The organism is Sorangium sp. So ce448 (genome assembly GCF_051520915.1).
Classification (GTDB): domain Bacteria; phylum Myxococcota_A; class Polyangia; order Polyangiales; family Polyangiaceae; genus Sorangium; species Sorangium cellulosum_B.
Genome location: NZ_CP150343.1, coordinates 1,391,185 through 1,411,065 on the forward strand (window position 1 = coordinate 1,391,185; position 19,881 = coordinate 1,411,065).

16 protein-coding genes are annotated in these 19,881 nt (G+C 71.0%); 9 read left to right on the forward strand and 7 right to left on the reverse strand.

The window, feature by feature from the left end; translation table 11 throughout:
• Window positions 1–474 precede the first annotated feature (474 nt).
• Entirely contained in the window at window positions 475–1,725 is a 1,251-nt protein-coding gene (locus WMF45_RS05085) for a DNRLRE domain-containing protein (RefSeq protein ID WP_437715831.1), read from the forward strand.
• 164 nt (window positions 1,726–1,889) lie between these two features.
• The gene (locus tag WMF45_RS05090; RefSeq protein WP_437715832.1) at window positions 1,890–2,783 is read left to right on the forward strand and encodes an N-acetylmuramoyl-L-alanine amidase family protein; all 894 of its coding nucleotides are present in this window, start codon (window positions 1,890–1,892) and stop codon (window positions 2,781–2,783) included.
• Between the two features lie 6 nt (window positions 2,784–2,789).
• Here the strand turns inward: WMF45_RS05090 and lon are convergent, their stop codons facing one another.
• Complete coding sequence (gene lon, locus WMF45_RS05095) at window positions 2,790–5,201, reverse strand: endopeptidase La (protein ID WP_437715833.1); 2,412 nt, start codon at window positions 5,199–5,201, stop codon at window positions 2,790–2,792.
• 117 nt (window positions 5,202–5,318) lie between these two features.
• On the opposite strand from lon, the gene WMF45_RS05100 reads away from it, so the two are divergent.
• Both WMF45_RS05100 and WMF45_RS05105 read left to right on the forward strand, forming a co-directional pair.
• Window positions 5,319–6,314: a lysophospholipase gene (locus WMF45_RS05100; RefSeq protein ID WP_437715834.1), complete on the forward strand. Its 996-nt coding sequence runs from the start codon at window positions 5,319–5,321 to the stop codon at window positions 6,312–6,314.
• 13 nt (window positions 6,315–6,327) lie between these two features.
• A complete protein-coding gene (locus WMF45_RS05105; protein WP_437549763.1) occupies window positions 6,328–6,714 on the forward strand; it encodes an NFACT RNA binding domain-containing protein in 387 nt (128 codons plus the stop codon).
• Window positions 6,715–6,805: 91 nt separating this feature from the next.
• Here WMF45_RS05105 and WMF45_RS05110 read toward each other — a convergent pair whose 3' ends face one another.
• Window positions 6,806–7,264 carry a hypothetical protein gene (locus WMF45_RS05110; protein WP_437715835.1) on the reverse strand — a complete coding sequence of 153 codons (459 nt, stop codon included), beginning with the start codon at window positions 7,262–7,264 and terminating at the stop codon, window positions 6,806–6,808.
• A gap of 218 nt (window positions 7,265–7,482) precedes the next feature.
• Between WMF45_RS05110 and WMF45_RS05115 the strand changes: the two genes are divergently transcribed.
• On the forward strand, window positions 7,483–7,839 hold the full coding sequence (locus tag WMF45_RS05115; RefSeq protein WP_437715836.1) for a hypothetical protein: 357 nt from the start codon (window positions 7,483–7,485) through the stop codon (window positions 7,837–7,839).
• 48 nt (window positions 7,840–7,887) lie between these two features.
• On the opposite strand, the gene WMF45_RS05120 is transcribed toward WMF45_RS05115, so the two are convergent.
• Window positions 7,888–8,535, reverse strand: coding sequence for a hypothetical protein (locus WMF45_RS05120; protein ID WP_437715837.1), 648 nt, complete (start codon window positions 8,533–8,535; stop codon window positions 7,888–7,890).
• A gap of 579 nt (window positions 8,536–9,114) precedes the next feature.
• Here WMF45_RS05120 and WMF45_RS05125 point away from each other — a divergent pair.
• The 4 genes from WMF45_RS05125 to WMF45_RS05140 all read left to right on the forward strand — a co-directional run bounded on the left by WMF45_RS05125 (window position 9,115) and on the right by WMF45_RS05140 (window position 16,183).
• A complete protein-coding gene (locus WMF45_RS05125; RefSeq protein ID WP_437715838.1) occupies window positions 9,115–10,404 on the forward strand; it encodes a glycoside hydrolase family 5 protein in 1,290 nt (429 codons plus the stop codon).
• A gap of 167 nt (window positions 10,405–10,571) precedes the next feature.
• On the forward strand, window positions 10,572–12,428 hold the full coding sequence (locus WMF45_RS05130) for a hypothetical protein (protein ID WP_437715839.1): 1,857 nt from the start codon (window positions 10,572–10,574) through the stop codon (window positions 12,426–12,428).
• A gap of 413 nt (window positions 12,429–12,841) precedes the next feature.
• Window positions 12,842–14,638, forward strand: coding sequence for an AMP-dependent synthetase/ligase (locus WMF45_RS05135; protein ID WP_437715840.1), 1,797 nt, complete (start codon window positions 12,842–12,844; stop codon window positions 14,636–14,638).
• Window positions 14,639–14,692: 54 nt separating this feature from the next.
• Entirely contained in the window at window positions 14,693–16,183 is a 1,491-nt protein-coding gene (locus WMF45_RS05140; RefSeq protein ID WP_437715841.1) for a hypothetical protein, read from the forward strand.
• Between the two features lie 40 nt (window positions 16,184–16,223).
• On the opposite strand, the gene WMF45_RS05145 is transcribed toward WMF45_RS05140, so the two are convergent.
• From WMF45_RS05145 to WMF45_RS05160, 4 genes are all read right to left on the reverse strand, one after another.
• The gene (locus WMF45_RS05145) at window positions 16,224–16,946 is read right to left on the reverse strand and encodes a glutathione peroxidase (RefSeq protein WP_437715842.1); all 723 of its coding nucleotides are present in this window, start codon (window positions 16,944–16,946) and stop codon (window positions 16,224–16,226) included.
• A gap of 276 nt (window positions 16,947–17,222) precedes the next feature.
• Window positions 17,223–18,410 (reverse strand): methylated-DNA--[protein]-cysteine S-methyltransferase, encoded by a 1,188-nt coding sequence (locus tag WMF45_RS05150; RefSeq protein WP_437715843.1) that lies wholly within the window; start codon window positions 18,408–18,410, stop codon window positions 17,223–17,225.
• A 43-nt stretch (window positions 18,411–18,453) separates the two neighbouring features.
• The gene (locus WMF45_RS05155) at window positions 18,454–19,296 is read right to left on the reverse strand and encodes a helix-turn-helix transcriptional regulator (protein WP_437715844.1); all 843 of its coding nucleotides are present in this window, start codon (window positions 19,294–19,296) and stop codon (window positions 18,454–18,456) included.
• A 163-nt stretch (window positions 19,297–19,459) separates the two neighbouring features.
• Complete coding sequence (locus WMF45_RS05160; RefSeq protein ID WP_437715845.1) at window positions 19,460–19,873, reverse strand: PAAR-like domain-containing protein; 414 nt, start codon at window positions 19,871–19,873, stop codon at window positions 19,460–19,462.
• Window positions 19,874–19,881 lie beyond the last annotated feature (8 nt).

Genomic DNA, 19,881 nt, shown 5'->3' on the forward strand with positions numbered 1-19,881 from the left:
CGGTGCCCACCATGGCTCCTTTTCTCACGAGATCAGGCGGACAGCCTTTCTCGTCGCGGCGCCGGCTGGTGCGAAAGACGATGATCCGGGCGCCCATTTCATGATATAACCAGACAGCGCTACGGCTGGCCGCTGCAAGAATCGCTCGTGACCGCGCTCGCCCGACTTCATCCATCGCTCGCCCGGCCTGCGACGACCCTCATCCCCCAAGGGGGGTGAGATCCTCCTGGGAGCCAGGGAGGTCGAGGTCGGCCGCGATCCGGGAGGCGAGCGCCTGGTGACGGCCGTCCCATTGTGCCGTCGTGCCGCACGCGCTGCTTGACGAATGACTCCTTCAGCGCTCCGCCTTCGGGCAAATGGAGCACCGTATCCGCATCGCCCAGTTTGGAAGAAGTATTTCTAAATCCACAGCGTGCGGCAGCTCGCCGCACAGCGCGGCGCCGCCATGCCGGCGCCGCAACGAGGAGCTCTCCCATGAGAACCGCCTATCTGTCGATCTCTGCCTCTGCGCTCGCGCTCGCCTCGATGATCTCCGGCTGCATGGCCACGGCCGAGCCGCACGACGATACCGAAGACGCCATCGGCGAGGGCGCGGCGGCGCTCGTCTCCTGCTCGGTGCTCCCCTCCGGCAACATCGTCACGAACGGCAGCTTCGAATCGCCGAACGTGTCGTCCGGCACGTCGTCGATCTACAACGGCTCGATCACCGGCTGGCAGGCCGCCTATGGTCAGATCCAGATCCATGACCACTCGAACGGCATGAGCCCCGCGCACGGCAGCCAGCACGTCGAGCTGGACGCCACGGACTCGAGCGGCATCTATCAGGACCTCACGACTGTCCCGGGAGCGACCTACCAGCTCCGGTTCGCCTTCGCCGCGCGCCCCGGCACGAGCGCGAACCAGAACGTGCTCGGCGTCGTCTGGGGCGGCCAGCAGGTGGCCACGCTCACGACCGCCAGCACCGCATGGGTCAATTACACCTATACCCTCGTGGCCTCCGGCACGACGACGCGCCTCCAGTTCAACGATCTGGGCATCTCGAACGGCCAGGGGACGCTCCTCGATAACGTCACCGTGGTCGCCGCCGATACGGATCAGGACGGGGTGTTCGACTCGTGCGACAACTGCCCGGCGCTGGCCAACCCCTCCCAGGCCGACGCCGACGCCGACGGCATCGGCGACGCCTGCGAGCCCCCCCCGCCCGCCGAGCCCGTGTGCGTGGTCGTGCAGCGCGGCACCTACGGCAGCGTGCAAGACGCGCATATCCAGCCCGGTGTCTCGTGGCCGTACGGCGATTACCCGTACGTCGTCATGAACACGTTCCCGGAGGGCGTGCAGCTGGGCGTGCTGGCCTTCGATCTGTCGTTCATCCCGGCGGGCTCCGACGTCGAATCCGCGACCCTCTCGCTGTCTCACACGTGGAAGGCGAGCGCCAGCACCATCGAGCTGCACCGCGTGAACGGCCCCTGGCAGGAGTCGACCGTGCACGCCGGCAACTTCCCCGGATACAACCCGGCCGTCGAGGCCTCGATCACCACCGTCGGCCAGGCGAGCGCCGTCGTGACCGCCAACGTGGCGGCCCTCGTCCAGTCCTGGGTGGATGGTTCCCCGAACCACGGCGTCGCGCTCCACGACCTGAACGGTCGGACCGATATCCGATCGAGCGAGCAAACGACCATCGCCCCCCGGCCGAAGCTCGAGGTCTGCTACACGCCGGCCCAGTAACGGGGTCCCGGCCGAGGTGCGGAGGGACACGCCGCGTCACGAGCTCCGGACGCCCCGGGCGAGCTCGGGATGTCGCCACGTCATGCCTCCTTCGTCACCCCGGCCACGCTCGCTTGCCGAGAACCTGACGCCGCGCTCCGCCTTTGATAGCAAGCGGAGCCGCGGTGATCTCGCGCAGGAAGCTCGTCCTCGGTCTCGCCGGCGCCGCCGGCGCCGCCGCCCTCTCACGGGCGCTCGCCCCGGGCTCCCCGCGCGAGATCGCGGCACGGCGCGCCCTCAAGCTCCCGATCGCGCCGAGCGGGTGGCCCTTTCCAGGGGCCCGCGTCGTCGCCCCCTCTGCCGTCTTTCCACGGGATTTCGGGGTCCGCCGCATCTACCTCGACGCCGGACATGGCGCCCCCGGCAACACCGGCAACCTCTCCTGCTTCTGCGTCGACGAGCAGGACTTCACCCTCGCCGCGGCGCGCGCCCTCGCCGAGCGGCTCAACGCCACCGGGCGCTTCGAGGCGCGCGTGGGCAGGGCCGGCGACCGCCCGTTGCCGTACGCGGAGCGCGTCGAGGACGCCGCCCGGTGGGGCGCCGACGCCTTCGTCAGCCTGCACTCGGACGTGCGCGGCAGGACCGAGACGTGGTCGCCCGGCCAGGGCCGCCAGTGCCCGCTCAGCCTCGCCGCGCCGGGGTTCGCCGTCCTGTGGTCGGACGAAGGGGATCCCGCCCTCTGCGCCCTCCGGCTCGCGCTCGCGCGCGGCTTCGCGGGGCGCATGGAAGAAGCAGGCCTGTTGCCCTACGACGGCGCCGCGTACAGCGGCCTGTACGAGCCGGACACCGCCCAGCCCGGCGTCTTCCTCGACCGGCGCCCCCCGGGACAGCGCATCTTCGTGCTGCGCCGCCCTTCCATGCCCTCCATCCTCGTCGAGACCCACCACGCGCTCGACGCCCGCGAGGCGACCCGCTGGACCGAGCCCGCCACGCTCGACGCCTTCGCCGCAGCCGCCGCGGCCGCGCTGGCCGATGCGCTCGGCGGCGCCGGCGCGCCGGCCTCCCCGCCGCCCACCTGAGGCGCGTCAGGACGCCCGCGCGTGCGGCATCTCCTCGGGCGCCTCGAGGCGGATCGAGCGGAGCCGCAGGCAGAGCGCGAGCGCCTCGTCGAGCGTGTTCACCAGGTAGAACTCGAGCGAGCTCCTCACCTCGGCCGGCAGATCGTCGAGATCCGCCTCGTTGTCCGCCGGCAGCAGGATCTCGAAGATCCCCGCGCGGTGCGCCCCCAGCACCTTCTCCTTGATCCCCCCGATCGGCAGCACCGTCCCGCGAAGCGTGATCTCCCCCGTCATCGCGATGTCGCTCCTGACCGGCCTGCCCGACAGGGCGCTCACAAGCGCCACCGCCATCGTCACACCCGCGCTCGGCCCGTCCTTCGGCACCGCCCCCGCCGGAACATGGATGTGGACGTCCCGCCGCTGCAGCCGATCGGATGGCACGCCGAGCTCCGCCGCGTGCGCTCGCGCATAACTCAGCGCCGCGCGGCCGCTCTCCTTCATGACGTCGCCCAGCTGCCCCGTGAGGACGAAATCGCCCTTGCCGGGCATCACGCTCGCCTCGACGTGCATGATGTCGCCACCCATCTGCGTGTAATACATGCCGGTCGCGACCCCCGGCTGATCGTACTGGAGCCTCCGCTCAAGGCGCATCCTCGCGCGGCCGAGCAATTCCTTCACGTCGTCGTCGACGCCCACCACAGCCCGCTCGATCTCGCCGGCCGCGATCCGGCGCGCGGCCTTCCGCGCCAGCGAGCCGATCGTCCGTTCCAGCTGCCGCACGCCCGCCTCGCGCGTGTAGCCGCTGATGATCCCGCCGAGCGCCGTGCCCGTCACGCGCAGCTGCTCCTCGCGCAACCCGCACTCCTTTCGCTGCCGGGGGAGCAGGTACTTCCGGGCGATCTCGTGCTTCTCCTGCTCCGTGTACCCGGCGAACAGCGCGGGCTCCATCCGGTCGAACAGGGGAGGGGGGATCGTCTCGCGAAAGTTCGCCGTGCAGATGAACAGCACCTCGGACAGGTCGAACGGCAGTCCGAGGTAGTGGTCGACGAAGCCGTCGTTCTGCGCCGGATCCAGCACCTCGAGCAGCGCAGCGCCAGGATCGCCCTGGTAAGAGGCGCCGAGCTTGTCGACCTCGTCGAGGACGATCACCGGGTTCTTCGAGCCGATCCGCTTGATCCCCTGGAGGATGCGGCCAGGCATCGCGCCGACGTACGTGCGCCGGTGGCCGCGGATGTCCGCCTCGTCGCGCGCCCCGCCCAGCGAGACGCGGACGTACTTGCGCCCGAGCGCCCGCGCGATCGACTCCGCGATGGACGTCTTGCCGGTCCCGGGCGGACCGAGGAAGAGCAGGATCGGCCCGCGGGAGATCGCGCGGCTCCGCTCACCCTCGCTCCTCGCCTGCTCCAGGCGCAGCTTCCGGACGGCCAGGAACTCGAGAACCCGGTCCTTCACGTCGCCCAGGCCGTAGTGATCCTCGTCGAGGATCGCCCGCGCGCGATCGAGATCGACGTGGTCGTCGGTCCGCTGGTTCCAGGGCAGATCCGCCACCCACTCGAGCCACGTCATGAGGACCTGCGCCTCCGGCGATGTCTCCCGCCCCATGCGCCGCAAGCGCGCGAGGTCGCGCCGGGCCTCCTGCAGGATCTCCGCCGGCAGGTTGGCCCGCTGCAGCTTGTGCTCAAGACGTGCGGCGGCGTTCTCGTCGTCCTCCTCGCCGAGCTCCTTCTGGATCGCGCGCAGCTGCTCGCGCAGGTAGATCTCCCGCTGCCGCTCGCCGAGCTCCTCCTCGACGGTCGTCCTGATCTTCTCCTGGGTCTCGACGATGCCGATCTGCCGGTAGAGGTGCAGCGCGAGGCTGCGCATCCGCTCTTCCGTCGAGAGGATCTCGAGCAGCGCCTGCTTCTCGGGGGTCGGGAGGTCCAGGTAGAAGGCGATGTGGTTCACGAGCTCGGCCGGGCCGTACATGCTGCCGACGAACTGCTTGAGCACGTCCTCGGGCGCGCCGCGGTGGCGGCCGTACTCGACGGCCCGCTCGCGCACCTCGCGGGAGAGCGCCTCCAGGGCGCCGTCCTCCTCTGGACGGAGGGGCAGATCGGCGAGCTCGATGACGGGGGCGCGGATCACGCCGTCGACCTCGGTGTAGCGGGGCGCGGCCGCTCGCCGCTCGCAGTAGAGCACGAGCTGAAGGCCCGACCCGAACCGCTGCACCTGGGTGATGCGGGCGATCACGCCGATCGAGAAGAGGCCGCCCGCGGTGGGCTCCTCGGCGGCGTCGCGCTGGGCGACAGCGAAGATGCGCTTGTCTTCTCCCTCGACCCGGAGGGCGGCCTCCACCGCGCGGAGCGTCTTCAGCCGTCCGACCGTGATGGGCGTCGCTATCCCAGGGAAGAGGACGGTGTCGCGCAACGAGAGCACGGGCAACGATCGGCGCTCGGGCATGGCCGGCCTTTGTGCGAACCTCATGCCATGGAGGACCGTACCGAAAACTCCTTTCGGCGCGGAAGCGTCGAGAATCGTGGTCAGACGCGCGCGGAGCGGTGGTACGGTCGGCTGGCGATGCCCGCGGACACCTTCACGTTTCAGGCGGACGATGGCCGGGAGCTCTTCGTGTACCGCTGGCTCCCGGACGGCGGGGCGCGCGGCGTCGTCCACGTCGCTCACGGCATGTCGGAGCACGCGGGCCGCTACGCGCGCCTCGCGCAGGCGCTCTGCGCCGACGGGTGGGCCGTCTACGCGAACGACCACCGCGGCCACGGCGCGACGGCGCGCGGGAGCGACGAGCTCGGCTTCTTCGCGAGCCAGGGCGGCTTCCAGCGGGTCGTCCGCGATCTCGCGCAGCTCCTCGCGCGCGCGCGCGGCGAGCACCCCGGCCTGCCGGTCGTCCTCTTCGGCCACAGCATGGGCGCCGCCCTCGCGCAGGAGATCCTGATCGAGCACGGCGGCTCGATCGACGGCGCGGTGCTCTCCGGCGCGGCGGGCAAGGCGAACGCGCTCGTGGACGCGGGCCGGCTCGTGGCCCGCGCCGAGCGGAGGCGGCTGGGCGAGCGCGGCAAGAGCCAGCTCCTCCAGACGATGAGCTTCGACAGCTTCAACAAGCTGTTCGCGCCGACGCGCACGCCCTTCGACTGGCTCTCTCGCGATCGCGCCGAGGTCGACGTGTACATCGCCGATCCCCGCTGCGGCTTCCCGGCGACGACCTCGCTCTGGGTCGACCTGCTCGACGCGATGGCGGCGCTCGCGCGCCCCGAGCGGCTCTCGCGCATCCCGAAGGACCTGCCCCTCTACGTCTTCTCCGGCTCCCGCGACCCGGTCGGCGGGCTGCTCAAGGGCGTCACCCAGATGATCGAGGCGTACCGCGCCGCCGGTCTCCGCAGGGTGGCGCAGCGGTTCTACCCCGGCGGGCGCCACGAGATGCTGAACGAGATCAACCGCGAGGAGGTCGTGCGGGACCTGCTCGCGTGGCTCGCCGCCGAGGTGGCGGGCGAGGCGAGGGCGCCGGCGAGGCCCGCGCAGTCGGGCGCCGGGCCGCGCGCAGGCGCCGCGCCCGGCTGACGGCGGGGTCGGCATGGGCAGCAAGGGGCGGCCGTACCGCACGCTCACGATCGATGGCTTCGAGGTGCTCGTCGGCCGCGGCGACGAGGACAACGACGCGCTCACCTTCGAGATCGCCGAGCCGCACGATCTCTGGCTGCACGTGGCCGGCGGCACGCCGGGCAGCCACGTGATCGTGCGCAACCCCGAGCGCGTGGAGGTCCCGCGGGAGGTGGTCGAGCGCGCCGCGGCGGCCGCCGCGTGGTACTCGAAGGCGAGGAGCGCCGCCAAGGTGGAGGTCCACGTCTGCCGGGCCGGGGACGTGAGCAAGCCGCGGGGCGCGCCCGCCGGGCTCGTTCAGCTCGCGCGGTGGAAGAGCGTGCGCGTGCGGCCGGAGATCCCCGGGCGCGATCCAGGGTGACCGCCGCTCTAGCGCCGGGGCGTGGTGCGAGGGCGACGGCGAGCCGCGCAGGGGCGAGCGACGGCTCGGTACGCCGTCGTGGGGGCGCGGCTCAGCGCTCGTTCGCGATCACGCACGCTCCGGCCTGGCAGGAAGCGGTGAGGCCGGAACACGGCGCGACGAAACACGCCACCTCGTCTCCCGGGCACTTGGGCGCGGGCGTGCCCGTGGGGACGGCGTCGCAATTGCAGCCTCCACAGTAATTGTCGACGAGGCTGCAGTCGGCGTCGGTCACGCACTGGCGCTTCGGGGCGGGCACGCACGCGGCGCTCCCCTTCCGTTCTTCGCAGACAAACCCGTCCATACAGCGGACGACAGCGCAGGTGCGGCGGCCGCCCGCGGGCCCCGCGAGCTCATCCGTCTGCTCGGAGAGGGTCTCCTCCTCGACGCCATCGAGATCGCCCACGGGCGGGGCGCCGCACGCGGAGAGGAGCGTCGTGAGCGCCGCGGTCGTCGCGAGCAGCGCGCAAAGGTGCATCTTCATCGAACGCAGGTTGGTGTCATGAAACATGATGTCTTCTCCCATCACTGTGGTGAGGGGCGAGCCGCCGCCTCCATCCGAAGGCCGGGCGTCTCGCCGTCGTCGATAGAGGAGTATGCGCGATGCTCGCCACATCTGACATCGCGTATCGATTTCTTCATCGCTTCTTCATCGCCGCATTTCACCATGGCGGCAATCTCGCAGCGACAGCTGCTCGTCAGGCGCTCGCGAACAGCTAGACTGTCGCCATGCAGCTTCGCATCGAAGGGGATCGATTGACGCTCACCCTGGAGGGCGCCGAGCGGCTCTGGGCCGTGAGGCTCCGGCCCATCGTGGTGCCCCGCGAGCACGTGGCGCGGGCGGAGGCGGCGCTGCCGCCCTCCACATGGAAGGAGATCCGCGCGCCCGGGACAGCCTTGCCTGGGGTGATCAAAGCGGGGACCTACTTCACCGCGCACGGCAAGGAGTTCTGGTACTGGGTGCGGAGCCGGAAGGAGCACCCGCTGACCATCGAGCTCGAGGGGGAGCGGTATCGGCGGCTCGTCCTCACCATCGACGGTGCTGCCAGCTGGGCAGCGCGGATCAACGCCTGGGTCAGCGGTTGAGTCCTCCGGGCCCGAGGGCCGAGGCGGCGCGCTGCGAGGCCACCGCGCTCACGCGCAGAGCGAGGCCGCCCTGCTCCGTCCGCCGGGCCCGCTCCGCGCGTGCTCGCCGCCCGCGGCGGCCAGCGCCGCGAACCGCCGCCTGAGGCGGCTGCTCCAGGCCTGCACCGCGCAGGCGCTCATGCCGGTCCGCGCGCAGACCGAGGCGATCGGCTCCTCGTCGATGAGGAGCGCCTCGAGGAGCGAGAGCCCGAGGGGGCTGAGCTCCGCCCGGAGCAGGCCGAGGGGGCGCTCCAGCGCGTCGCGGGCGAGCACCCTGGCCTCCGGATCGTCATCGGACCGGGCGCCCTCCTCCGGGGCGTCGTCGAGCGGCAGCGCCGCGTCGTCGAGCTGCCGCTTCCGGCAGCGGAAGGCCGCCGCCACCCTCTGGTCGGCGATGAGGCCGACCCAGTTGGCGAGGCTCAATCCGCGGGCCGGATCCCAGGCGCGGAGCGCCCGGCTGTCGTCGCGGAACAGCTCGACGAACACGTCCTGCACGAGGTCGTCCATGCGGTCGTCCGCGCCGCCCGCGAACCGCGCGCGGCGCCGGTGGAGCGCCCGGCCGACGCGCGCGTGAATCACCGGCGTGAGCGCGGCGATCACGGATCGGAGGGACCGGATCTCTCCGCCGAGCGCGGAGTTGAGGACGGATGTCGTCATGTTGGCGTCGGGCAAGCGGATCTCCTCGGGGTGTAAGCAGGGGCGTCCTCGCTCGTCTCGCCATCCATCTGCCGCCCTCGCCCGCGTCCGCGGGGGTGCGCGCACGGAAGACAGGAGGCGGCAGAAGAAAGATGCGAGGCGGATGCGGCGGACGTGACCCGCTCCGCGCCCCGCTCCGTCATCGGGTGTTCGAGAACGCTGCGAGGCGCTCGGGCCTTGCCGTCGTAGCAGCCTGCGTGCCTGCGCCGGCGCCGCGGGTGCAGCGCGCTCCAGCGAGCGTGAAGTGTCACCCCTGGCCAACTCGTGCAACTCTTGCACGACCGGGCCAGGTAACTCTTGCCTGATCCCGGTAACTCCTGCACCCGGCGGGCGCCCCGCCCGCCCGCGCGCGGCGGCAGGGCGACGGCGAGCCGCCCCCCTGGTAACGAGCCGCCCCCTGGTCGCGAAGGCCGAGCTCGGGCTCCCTGGAGCCGGCGCGGATCGCGGTCCGGGAGCGTCCGTGCGATTTGTGACGGCTGGCAGGGGCGCAGCGCAACCTGAGAGGGAGACGAGCTTCTTTCCATCACCCGCAGAGGACCCATGACCCACGCGTATCGACTTGCTTTCTTCTCGATTCTCGGCTGGCTGGTCGCTTGCAACTCGACGGATCCCGAGGTCACGTCGGGCGCAGGCGCGGCCTCTGCCGCAGCCACCGGAGGCAGCGGCGGAGGCACCACCACGGGCGACGCCGCGACGGGCGGTGCCGGTACGGGCGACGCCGGCACGGGCGGCGCCGGTGCGGGCGACGCCGGCACGGGCGGCGCCGGCACGGGGGGAGTCGGGGGCTCCGGCGGGACCGGCGGAGCAGAGACGCCGGTGGACGCCGCGGCCATGGTCCCCGACATGGGTATCGGGGCCAACATCGGCAACACGCTGGAGAACACCACCGAGTGGGAGACGGGCTGGGGCCAGCCGCTGATCACGCAGACGTTCATCAACGGCATGGCCAGCCACGGCATCAAGACGGTGCGCGTGCCCGTGGCCTGGGACACCTACGCCGCCAACGGCACGATCGACGCCACCAAGATGGCCCGAGTCAAGGAGGTGGTGGGCTGGATCGAGGCCGCAGGAATGTACTCGATCGTGAACATCCACTGGGACGGGGGCTGGATCTACAACGAGGACAACGCCGATAAATACAAGCTCACCGACGGCGTCAAGACCAGGTTCGCATCCTACTGGACCCAGATCGCCACGGCCTTCAGCGGCGTCGGTCACAAGCTGATCCTCGAGGGGATGAACGAGGAGGGGAACTACTGGGTCAACGGCGTTCACGACGGCGGGACGCCGGACTACGCCGCTCTGAACGAGATGAACCAGCTCTTCGTCACCACCGTGCGCAAGCAGGGCGGATACAACGCGAGCCGCGCCCTGCTCATCTCGGGCTTCGTGACGGACATCGACAGGACGTGTGTGAGCGAATTCAAGGCGCCGACCGATCCGGCCGGCACGAAGAGCCTCTTCCTCTCGATCCATTACTATACGCCCTACACCTTCTGCGGCCTCGACACGGTGGAGAGCTGGGGCTCTCCCAAGACGACGTGGGGCACCGAGCCCGAGAAGGCGGAGCTGAAGAGCAAGTTCGACACGCTCGGCGCGTTCAGCGCGCAGCGGAGCCTCCCGATCATCCTCGGCGAGTTCGGCGTCACGCGGGGCACGAACTACCCCCGTGAGCCGGCGTCGCGGACGCTGTGGATGCGGTCGGTGGTGGAGGCGGCGAAGTCTCGCGGCGTCGTTCCCGTGCTGTGGGACACGGGGACGGACATCAAGCGCACGGACGGCTCGTTCTCGACGGAGTGGCAGGCCGTCGTGAGCGCCGTCAACCGGTAGTCGGCGCCGCTGGCGCTCCGGTGCCGGGAGGGCGCGGCGCGCCCCCGGCCGTCGCTTCGTCCGGCCATCGCGAAACTGGATGGCGGCGCGAAACCACCAACCCTTGCCCGCGTACCTGGGGTGGCTGGACGACATGGAGAGGTCCAGACCACACCAAGGAGAGGGGCATGTCATCGACAACCAACGTCGGGATGGCGAGGATTTCTGCGTCCGCCGTGCTGTTCTTCGCCGCGGGGGCGTTCGCCGCGTGCGCCGTCCCCGAGGGCGCTGAGCCCTCGGGCGATCATGAGGGCTCGGAGCCCTCCGGCGATCCCGCTGAGCCGCAGGCCGAGGCTGAATCGACGGCAGAGGCGGAAAGCGAGCTCAAGGTGAACGACTGCGTGAATCCGCACCCGTTCGCCGGCTGCAACGACGCGGCCGTCCAGAGCTGCGTTTGCGCGGCGGACCCGTTCTGCTGTACCACCCAGTGGGACTCGATCTGCGCCGGAGAGGTGACGAGCCTCCATTGCGTACCGCCGTCCGCGGCCGTCATCGGGCGCCTGCAGTGCGCCGCGCCGGACGGCGCGGGGACGATCACGAGCCCGCTCGCGTTCGTGCCGCTCAGCATTCCCGGCCTCGGGAGCGGCGTGACGGACGCGAACGGCGATTTCAGGATCCCCATCTCGTCGACGGCGAGCGCGAGCGTGCACCTCGACGTGACGTACGACGGCGTCGTGAGCTCGAGCGGCGTGACGACGCCGCTCACGATCATGGACGACCTGCACGCCCCGCGCGGCCAGGGGGCCGACGTCGCCGGCAGCCCGCGCTCGAGCGGCGATCTCGACGTCGACGTGGTCACGCTGAGCGGCGTCGACTGCGAGCTCTGGCGGCTCGGCGTCGATACCCTGCGCGACTTCCACGCTGCCCGCGGGGCCCAGCCGCCCGCGCACGCGCTGCGCATGCTGCGCTGGAGCGGGGTCTACCTGGGCACGCCCTTCACGTTCTACGACTACATCAACGTTCGCACGGACTTCCTCACGAGCACCTGGGGGAGCACGGCCGCGGAGCGCCGGCGGGTCATCACCCACGAGTTCGGGCACAGTGTGCGGCACGTCGCCGACGGGGATCTGAACCACTGGAATGGTGACGACGTGGCCTATGTCTATGGGCGCTCTCATGACGGCTCCGAGATCGCCAACCAGGGGTACGCCTTCAACGAGGGCTTCGCGGACTACTGGGAGCAAGCCCGGGTCGGCGCGCGCGGCCGCCTCTGCGGCGCCGGGGCCGCGTGTCCGTCGAGCCAGTACCGGGACTGGAACGAGAAGCGCATCGCCAACGCGCTGCTCGATCTCTCCGATGTCGTGGGCGACGGCGCGATGATCCAGGTGCTGGAGGCGAACCCCGGCGCGATCCACAGCCTTCACGAGTTCCAGGCGCGCCTCCACGTGCAGAACCCCGCCGTCCCGGCCCCCGCCGCGGTGCCGGCCTGCCCGCCCGGCTTCAGCGATGACGGCGCGACGTGCTCCTCCACCGTGGCAAAACCGAGCTACGGGCGCGGCGTCGGCGCGGCGCCGACGCTCTGCGGCGCGGGCCAGCAGGTCGACGCGGGTCTCTGCTATCCGGCCTGCGCGTCGGGCTACTACGGGGTCGGCCCGGTGTGCTGGCAAAGCTGCCCGGCCGGGTACTCGGACGACGGCCTCACGTGCCGGCGCGACGCGCAGATCATCAACGCCAACAACTCCGCGTGCCCCTGGTATGACGCCTGCGGCCTGACCTTCGCCAAGGGCTGCTCCACCTGCCCGGCGGGGTATAGCAACGACGGCTGCACGTGCCGGCGCGACGCGCACATCTTCGGAAAGAGCTCTTACGGGCGCGGCGCCGGCTCGGTGCCGACGAGCTGCGGCGCGGGCCAGCAGTACGACGCGGGTCTCTGCTATCCGGCCTGCGCCTCCGGCTACAGCGGCGCGGGCCCCGTGTGCTGGGGGAGCTGCCCGGTCGGCTACGTCGACTTCGGCGCGACGTGCACCAAGGTCATCTCGAAGTGATCGACGGACCGCTTGCCTCCTCGAGGGCAGCGGGAGAGCGCTGAGGCCTCCGCGTCGCCGTCGCATCGGGGCATCGGGGCCACGCCCGGCGGCGTCACCGCCTGCGCTTCGCGAGGCCGTAACGGTTCATCTCGAGCACGAAGGTCCGCGGCGGCATGTGGAGCGTCTCCGCCGCCCTCGTCTGCTCCCCTACAACCGGCGCGGTCGGCCCAGGAGCACCACGCCGCTCCGCGGCAGGCGGAGCACCGAGGAGGAGGAGCTCCCCTGCACCACGAGCAGGGTGCGATCCGCCCTCGTCGGCCCCGCGCGGCGCCTCGTTCGAGGGGCTCCTCGACGCTGATTGACAATGCCCCGGCGGCTCCCGCATCCTGGCCACCCCGCGACCCTCGAGGCCTTGAGCCGCAGGAGATGCCATGAGCACCGTCCTCCACCGTCTGGAACAGTGGGCTAACGAATCTCCTGACGCGCCGGCCCAGCGCTTCAAATCTCAAGGCGAGTGGAAGACGCTGACCGCGCGCGACTACCGTGACCGGGTTCACCACCTCGCGCTGTTCCTGGAGTCCAGGGGCTTCGACGCGAGCCAGGTCGGCGCGATCCTCTCGTACAACTGCCCGCAGTGGGTCCACGTCGACCTGGCGGCGCTGCTCGTCGGGGGCAAGTCGGCGGGCCTCTACCCGAACTCCACCGCGAAAGACATCCAGTACATCCTGAACCACACCGAGGCGACGCTGCTCTCGGTGCAAAACAAGGAGTACTTTCACAAGATCTCCGGAGAGAAGGGCGAGTATTCCGTCCCTGACAGCGTGAGTTGGATCCTCGTCTTCGATGGTGACACATCGATCTCTCCCAAGGCGATCTCGTACGAGCAGGCCCTGGCCGAGGGCCGCGCGCTCGCGGGGCAGCCGGGCGCGAAGACGTTCGCCGACTACCTGGCGAAGATCGACCCCAGGGCCGGCGCGTTCCTGATCTACACCTCGGGCACGACGGGCAACCCCAAGGGGGCCATGCTCTCGCACGACAACCTGGCTTACACGGCCGACATGGCCGTGAAGTACTGGAACCTGCCGTTCGCGCGCGGCACGATGTTCTCGTTCCTCCCGCTCTGTCACATCGCCGAGAAGCTGCAGTGCGTCGGGGCGGGCCTTACCCAGCGCTACACCGTCCACTTCTGCTCGAAGTTCGAGAACGTCTCGAGCGAGCTCCCCGAGGTGCAGCCCACGCTGCTGCTCTGCGTGCCGCGGCTCTGGGAGAAGATGATGGAAGGCGTGATGGCGAAGGTGCGCGGCGGCAAGGGCGCCAAGAAGAAGCTGGCCGAGTGGGCGCTCGCCGTGGGAGCCCGCGTGGCCCAGGCGAAGTACGCGCAGCGCGCGCCGAGCGCGCTCGACGCCTTGCAGCTCAAGCTCGCCGACAAGCTCGTGCTGGGCAAGGTGCGCGCGGCGCTCGGCCTGGGCAAGGCCGAGGTGCTCGCCTCGGGCGCGGCGGCGCTCGCGCCGCACATCTCGACGTGGTTCCGCGCGCTGAACCTCGAGATCCTCGAGGACTTCGGCCAGACCGAGTCGACAGGCGTCATCTGCATGACCGAGCCGGGCATCGAGAGCGCGGGCACCGTGGGCAAGCCCGTGCCGGGCGTCGAGTTCAAGCTGGCCGAGGACGGCGAGATCCTGACCCGCGGCCGGCACGTGTTCGTGGGTTATTACAAGGACAAGGCGGCGACGGAGGCCGCGCTCGAGGACGGCTGGCTGCACACGGGCGATCTCGGCGAGTGGAACGACCGCGGACAGCTCAAGATCCGGGGCCGCAAGAAGGAGATCCTCAAGACCTCGGGCGGCAAGATGATCGCGCCGCTCCCGATCGAGGAGAGGCTCAAGGCGGCGGAGATCATCAGCCAGGTGTGCATGGTGGGCGACGGCCGCAAGTACCTCTCGGCGCTGATCACGCTGACCGAGGGCAAGCTCGCCGAGCTGAAGGATCGGGGCGCCCTGAGCAGCGACGCCGCGATCACGAGCGCCGAGGTGGTAAGCCAGGTGAAGGTGCACGTCGACGCCCTGAACGCGGAGCTCGCCAGCTTCGAGCAGATCAAGCGGTTCACTGTCCTCGGCCGCGAGTTCTCGGTGCAGGACGGCGAGATGACGCCGACGCTGAAGATGAAGCGCAACGTGATCGAGCAGCGCTTCCGCGGGACCATCGACGAGATGTATCCCGCCGAGTGAGCCATCGCCGGAAGAAGTGATGCGCGCGGCCGTTTCATGTGGGAGGGAAAAGCCATGAGTTCACCGAGAAGCCACCTCGTGCTCGTGCCGGGTTTCGCGGGGTTCGATATCCTGGGTTCGATCGTCTATTACAGCGGTGTCACGGAGATCCTCCGAAACACCGATACGGGGCCGTATCAAGGCCCGCTCTCGGTGCATTGCTTCGCGAACCTTCCCACGGCGAGCGTGGACACCCGCGCGCACGCGCTCCTCCGCTGGCTCGCGGATCGGTTCAGGCAGGGGGTGTTCTACGGGGGCGCGGGCCGCGGCCAGCGGGACTGCGTCCACCTCGTGGGCCACTCGACCGGCGGGCGGGACATCAAGACGCTGATGCTCCTGCTCCTGGCCGAGACCGAGCAGAAAGGGTCGGTCTACGGCGTCCCGGTGGAGATCATCCTCGAGAGCATCTGCTCGATCCAGTTCCTCTCGACGCCGCACCGCGGGACGAACCTCGCCCACGTCCTCCACCGGAGGCAGCCCCTCCTCACAGGCCTGGCCGGGGCCCTCCACTGGTGGCTCCGCCTGGCTGGCCCGAAGGACGCGAGCTCCGCGGCCCGCCGCGCGAAGACGCTCTTGCAGCTGTTCGGCCAATCGGACGGCATCGTCCGCGCCGCCCTCGACACGATCGAGCGCTTCCACGCGCTGCCGTGCGACGACCTCGCCAGGGCCGAGGCGCGCGGCGAGTACTTCAACGTGCTCCGCTGGCTGCTGCACGTCGCCGAGGACACCGAGGCCTTCGAGGATCTCGATCCCCTGCCGCTTTCAGGCCGGCCGCCGCGCGAGGAGCGCTGGTCCAAGCAGGGTCTGTCCGCGCGCGGTATCGGCGCCTGGCCGCGCGAGCTCGCGGCCTCCGTCAAGAGCGCGAAGCGGACAAGGAAAGCCAGCCTCCTCGGGGCGGAGCTCGAGGAGGAGCTGAGCGCGTATTACGAGCAGCGGGGCATCGCGCTCCGGTCGATCGTCACCCGGGCAAAGCGTGATCCCGGCGGCCCGTTCCTGGGCGCCTTTGGCATCTTTCACGGCATCACGGCCAACATCAAGGAGCCGAAGGTGGTCGAGGCCCTCGGGCCGCCCTGCTCCGTGCCACGGTTCGAGAACCCGACCCAGACAGAGCCGCTCACGCCGGAGATGAACGACGGGATCGTCAACTGCGTATCGATGGTCTATCCGGACACGAAGCGCAGCTTCCTTGTCGACGCCGACCACGCCGACGTGATGGGCCATTATCGGTTCATCGCCCCGGAGGACGGCGACGGAGCGGACCCGAAATACGGCGGATACGACCTGTTCCAGTCCCGGTCGACCTTCGATCAGGCCGAGTTCGACAGGTTATGGAGCAGCATCGGGCAGTTCGCCATGAACAGCGACAGGTGCGCCGCCGCGGCGCGCCGCAGCTCGGCCGTCGCCCCCGTCGAGGTGCCGGCCTCGGCGCCGGCGGTGTCGCCGGCCTCGGCGCCCGCGGTGACCCATTTCCGCGCCGAGCCGTCGGACCCGGAGGGCGGCGCGTAGGCGCCCCCGTCGCCGGGGGCGCCCGGGCCGCCTTCGTGAATCAGGCCTTCGCGAGGTAGGCTTCGAGCTCGTCGGCGCCGCCGATGTGCTTGCCGTCGATGAAGACCTGCGGGGTCGTGCCCTTGCCGCTCACCGCGCGCAGGCGGCGAGGCGAGGACGCCACCTCCTCGTAAGGGATCTTCCGCGCGTCGAGGAGCCGCTTCGCCTTGGTGCAGTAGCCACAGCCCGGCTTCGTGAACAGCAGCACGTCGTGCGGCGCCTTCGACGACGGATCCAGGTACTTCAGCATCGTGTCCGCGTCCGACACATCGAAGGGATCGCCCTCCACCTCGGGCTCGATGAACATCTTCTTGATCACGCCGTCGTCGACAAGCATCGAATAGCGCCACGAGCGCTTGCCGAAGCCGAGGTTCGCCTTGTCGACGAGCATGCCCATCTTCTCGGAGAACTCCCCGTTCCCGTCGGGCAGGAACTGGACCTTGTCCGCCTCCTGCGCCTTGCACCACTCATCCATCACGAACGCGTCGTTCACGGACACACACGCGATCGTGTCCACCCCGCGCCGCTCGAACTCCTCCGCGAGCTCGTTGTAGCGCGGCACGTGGCTGCTCGAGCAGGTCGGCGTGAAGGCGCCCGGCAGCGCGAACACAACCACCTTCTTGCCGGCGAACACGTCCTTGGTTGTCACGTCCTTCCACTGACCGTCGACACGCGTACGAAACGTGACCTCCGGAACGCGCTGCCCTTCGAGGTTCTTCAGCATGACTGTCGTGCTCCTCTCGTGCTCTTCTCGTTGCCATCCGCGACGGCAACCTTGTCCAGCGTCGTGCGGCGCTCCACGCGGCGCTCTCGGGCCGGCGAGAACTTAGCCCCGGGCCTCGACGCCGGCCAGCGCGACGGCGAGCCCGACCGAGGGCCGCGCCGCAATGGCGAGCCCGACCGAGGGACGCGCCGCGAAGGCTGCTCGCCCGGGCGACGGCGACCGCGCCGGAGGAGGCGCCCCGCTGGGCAGCCCCGGCGCCGCCGCGGGGGCGAGGCGTCAGCCGCCCCGCGCCAGATCGACAGCGCGCCAGAGGTACCAGCTCGCCACCGTGCGGTACGGCTTCCACCGCGCGCCGCGCTTCTCGAGGTCCGCGCGCGCCGGCGGCTCGGGCCGCTTGAACGCGATCGCGAAGCCCTTGCGGACGCCGTAGTCGTCCACGGGCAGCACGTCCGGGCGGCCGAGGCGGAACATGAGGAGCATCTCCACCGTCCACCGGCCGATGCCGCGCACCCGCGTGAGGCGCTCGATGATCGCCTCGTCCTCCAGGCCGTGGACCTCGGCGAGCGTGGGGAGCTCGCCGTCCTCCGTCTTCCGCGCGAGGTCGCGCAGCGCGAGGAGCTTCGCCTGCGAGAGGCCGGCGCCGCGGAGCTTCTCGTCGGAGGCGCGCAGGAGCTGCGCGGGCGTGGGGCCCTCGTGCGCTCGCGGGAAGAGCGCGCGCACGCGCGCGAAGATGGTCGCGGCGGCCTTGCCGGTGAGCTGCTGGTAGACGATCGACTCCGCGAGCGCGAGGAAGAGGCTCGACGTCCTGTCGACCCGCATGGCGAACGGCCCGACCGCGTCGATGACGCGCGCGAGCGCCGCGTCGGACGCGCGCAGGTGCTCGACGGCGGCGCCCGGATCGAAGCCGAAGTCGCCGCCGGGCGCGGCCTTCGGGGCGCCGCGCGCCTGGCCGCCCTCGATCGCGAGGAGGCGGAGCTTCGTCGTGACGCCGCCGTTCGCGGAGAAGCCGCCGGCCTTGCCGCCGGCCGCGAGCACGCGGTGGCACGGGACGATGATCGCGAACGGGTTCCGCCCGAGCGCCTGCCCCACGGCGCGCGCCGAGCCGACCGCCCCGAGGCGCGCCGCGACCTCGCCGTAGGTCAGCGTGGCGCCCGGCGGGATGGTGCGCGCGACCTCGTAGACGCGGCGGTGGAACGGCGGCACCCGATCCATGTCGAGCGCGACGGCGGACAGGTCGCTCGCCTCGCCGCGCAGGAGCGCGACGATCGCGTCGACCGCGCGCTGCACCTCGGGCGGCGGCGCCGCCGCCCGGGCGCCCGGCAGGCGCTGGAGCAGGCGCGACCGCGTCTCGGGCTCACGCGCCTCGGGGAGCTGCAAGGCGGCGACGCCGCGCTCGCCCCACGCGATGCCGCAGCGGCCGATCGCCGTATCGAACAGGAGGAAGCCGTGTGCCGTTGCTGTCATGGGGTCCTCGCGGGGAGGCAGGCGCCCGCGTCCGGCGGCCATCCTAGGAGCGCGCGGCGAGGCGATCTTGGAAGATCTTGCGATCCCCCCGCGCCGCCTTCCGGAAGCCGCGGGGCGAGACGCCGGCCGCGCGGTGGAAGGTGCGGACGAAGTTGGAGAGGTCGCCGAACCCGACGTCGAGCGCGATGTCGGTGATCGACCGGGCGCCGTCGGCGAGGAGGCGCGCCGCGCGGCGCAGGCGGGCGCGGACCAGGTACTGGTGCGGGGTCACGCCGACGACCTTCCCGAAGACCCGCAGGAAGTGGAACGGGCTGAGCCCGGCCTCCCGCGCCGCGCCCTCGAGGTCGATCGGCTCGTGCGCGTGCTCGTCCAGCCAGAGCGCCGCCTCGACGGCGCGGCGGCGGTCGCGCACCCCGGTGTCCGGCGGACTTCGCTTCCGGCCGGAGGCGACCTCGACGAAGCGGGCGGCGAGGAGCACCCCCACCTCGTCGACGCCGAGGTCGCTCCTGCCCTCGGCGGCCGCCTGCGCCAGCTCGCCGAGCACCATCAGCTCGGGCACCGGCGGCAGGCCGCCGGCCCGGAACGCGCCGGCGCCGTCGCCGAGGGCCTCGACGAGCGCCGGCGCGAGCTGGAACGACAGGCACTCATCGCCGACGACGTGCTCGTGCGAGCACGTGTACTCGTCGCCGGGGTGGCCGACCAGGAGCGACCCGGCCACGAGCTCGAACGCCTCCCCCCGGACGCGGTAACAGAAGCTGCCCTTGCGCACGTAGGAGACGGAGAAGCCGCGGTGGAGCTCGGCGAACGGGGCGTCCCCAGGTCCGGAGCGGCACCGGTAGTCGACCACCGAGATGGCGTCGCCCCGCACCAGCGTCGTGACGTCCATGGGTCACCGAATGTACTTGCGGCGGCGAGGCCGAGCAACGCGCCCCGCGCCCGTGCTGCGCCGCCGTGCGTCGGCCGCGCCAGGTTCATCGACGATCGAGCGTGCCTGTGCGCCGCCCGGGGAGGGAGCCGAGCGCGAGGCGGCCCAGGGGACCCGCTCCAGCCTACATCGCGACAGACACCTTCGTCTGCGATGGAGACGAGTGCACGCCGGCGGGCATGTTGGCGTTCGTCCCGTTGTGCGCGGTCATGCACGTCTGGAAGACGACCGGCTGCCCCTCCACCTTGACCTTGGCCGACCCCTGCTTGAACTGCACGGGGCCCTTGATCATGCCGGAAACCACGCCGCCCGCCGCGCCGGCCTCGTCGCCGGCGCTCATCGGGATCACCGTCTGCCTGGTGACCACCGGCTGGTTCAACACCTTCACCTTCTTCGCGCAGGTCCCCGGATTGGCCTGCACGAGCTGCGCGGTGTTCGGGTAAGGCACCGGCACGGGCGGGGCCGGCGGCGCCGGGGTCTTGCACGTGTCCGGGAAGGCTTCGCAGGTCCCTCCCTGCTTCGTCGCCATGGGAAACATCGGCCCTC

What these genes read in the sequence shown, in the direction of transcription:
- WMF45_RS05085 (WP_437715831.1), top strand. Translation starts at nt 475, where the DNA reads ATGAGAACCGCCTATCTGTCGATCTCTGCCTCTGCGCTCGCGCTCGCC.
- lon (WP_437715833.1), bottom strand. Translation starts at nt 5,201, where the DNA reads ATGCCCGAGCGCCGATCGTTGCCCGTGCTCTCGTTGCGCGACACCGTC.
- WMF45_RS05100 (WP_437715834.1), top strand. Translation starts at nt 5,319, where the DNA reads ATGCCCGCGGACACCTTCACGTTTCAGGCGGACGATGGCCGGGAGCTC.
- WMF45_RS05105 (WP_437549763.1), top strand. Translation starts at nt 6,328, where the DNA reads ATGGGCAGCAAGGGGCGGCCGTACCGCACGCTCACGATCGATGGCTTC.
- WMF45_RS05110 (WP_437715835.1), bottom strand. Translation starts at nt 7,264, where the DNA reads ATGTTTCATGACACCAACCTGCGTTCGATGAAGATGCACCTTTGCGCG.
- WMF45_RS05115 (WP_437715836.1), top strand. Translation starts at nt 7,483, where the DNA reads ATGCAGCTTCGCATCGAAGGGGATCGATTGACGCTCACCCTGGAGGGC.
- WMF45_RS05120 (WP_437715837.1), bottom strand. Translation starts at nt 8,535, where the DNA reads ATGACGACATCCGTCCTCAACTCCGCGCTCGGCGGAGAGATCCGGTCC.
- WMF45_RS05125 (WP_437715838.1), top strand. Translation starts at nt 9,115, where the DNA reads ATGACCCACGCGTATCGACTTGCTTTCTTCTCGATTCTCGGCTGGCTG.
- WMF45_RS05130 (WP_437715839.1), top strand. Translation starts at nt 10,572, where the DNA reads ATGTCATCGACAACCAACGTCGGGATGGCGAGGATTTCTGCGTCCGCC.
- WMF45_RS05135 (WP_437715840.1), top strand. Translation starts at nt 12,842, where the DNA reads ATGAGCACCGTCCTCCACCGTCTGGAACAGTGGGCTAACGAATCTCCT.
- WMF45_RS05140 (WP_437715841.1), top strand. Translation starts at nt 14,693, where the DNA reads ATGAGTTCACCGAGAAGCCACCTCGTGCTCGTGCCGGGTTTCGCGGGG.
- WMF45_RS05145 (WP_437715842.1), bottom strand. Translation starts at nt 16,946, where the DNA reads ATGCTGAAGAACCTCGAAGGGCAGCGCGTTCCGGAGGTCACGTTTCGT.
- WMF45_RS05150 (WP_437715843.1), bottom strand. Translation starts at nt 18,410, where the DNA reads ATGACAGCAACGGCACACGGCTTCCTCCTGTTCGATACGGCGATCGGC.
- WMF45_RS05155 (WP_437715844.1), bottom strand. Translation starts at nt 19,296, where the DNA reads ATGGACGTCACGACGCTGGTGCGGGGCGACGCCATCTCGGTGGTCGAC.
- WMF45_RS05160 (WP_437715845.1), bottom strand. Translation starts at nt 19,873, where the DNA reads ATGTTTCCCATGGCGACGAAGCAGGGAGGGACCTGCGAAGCCTTCCCG.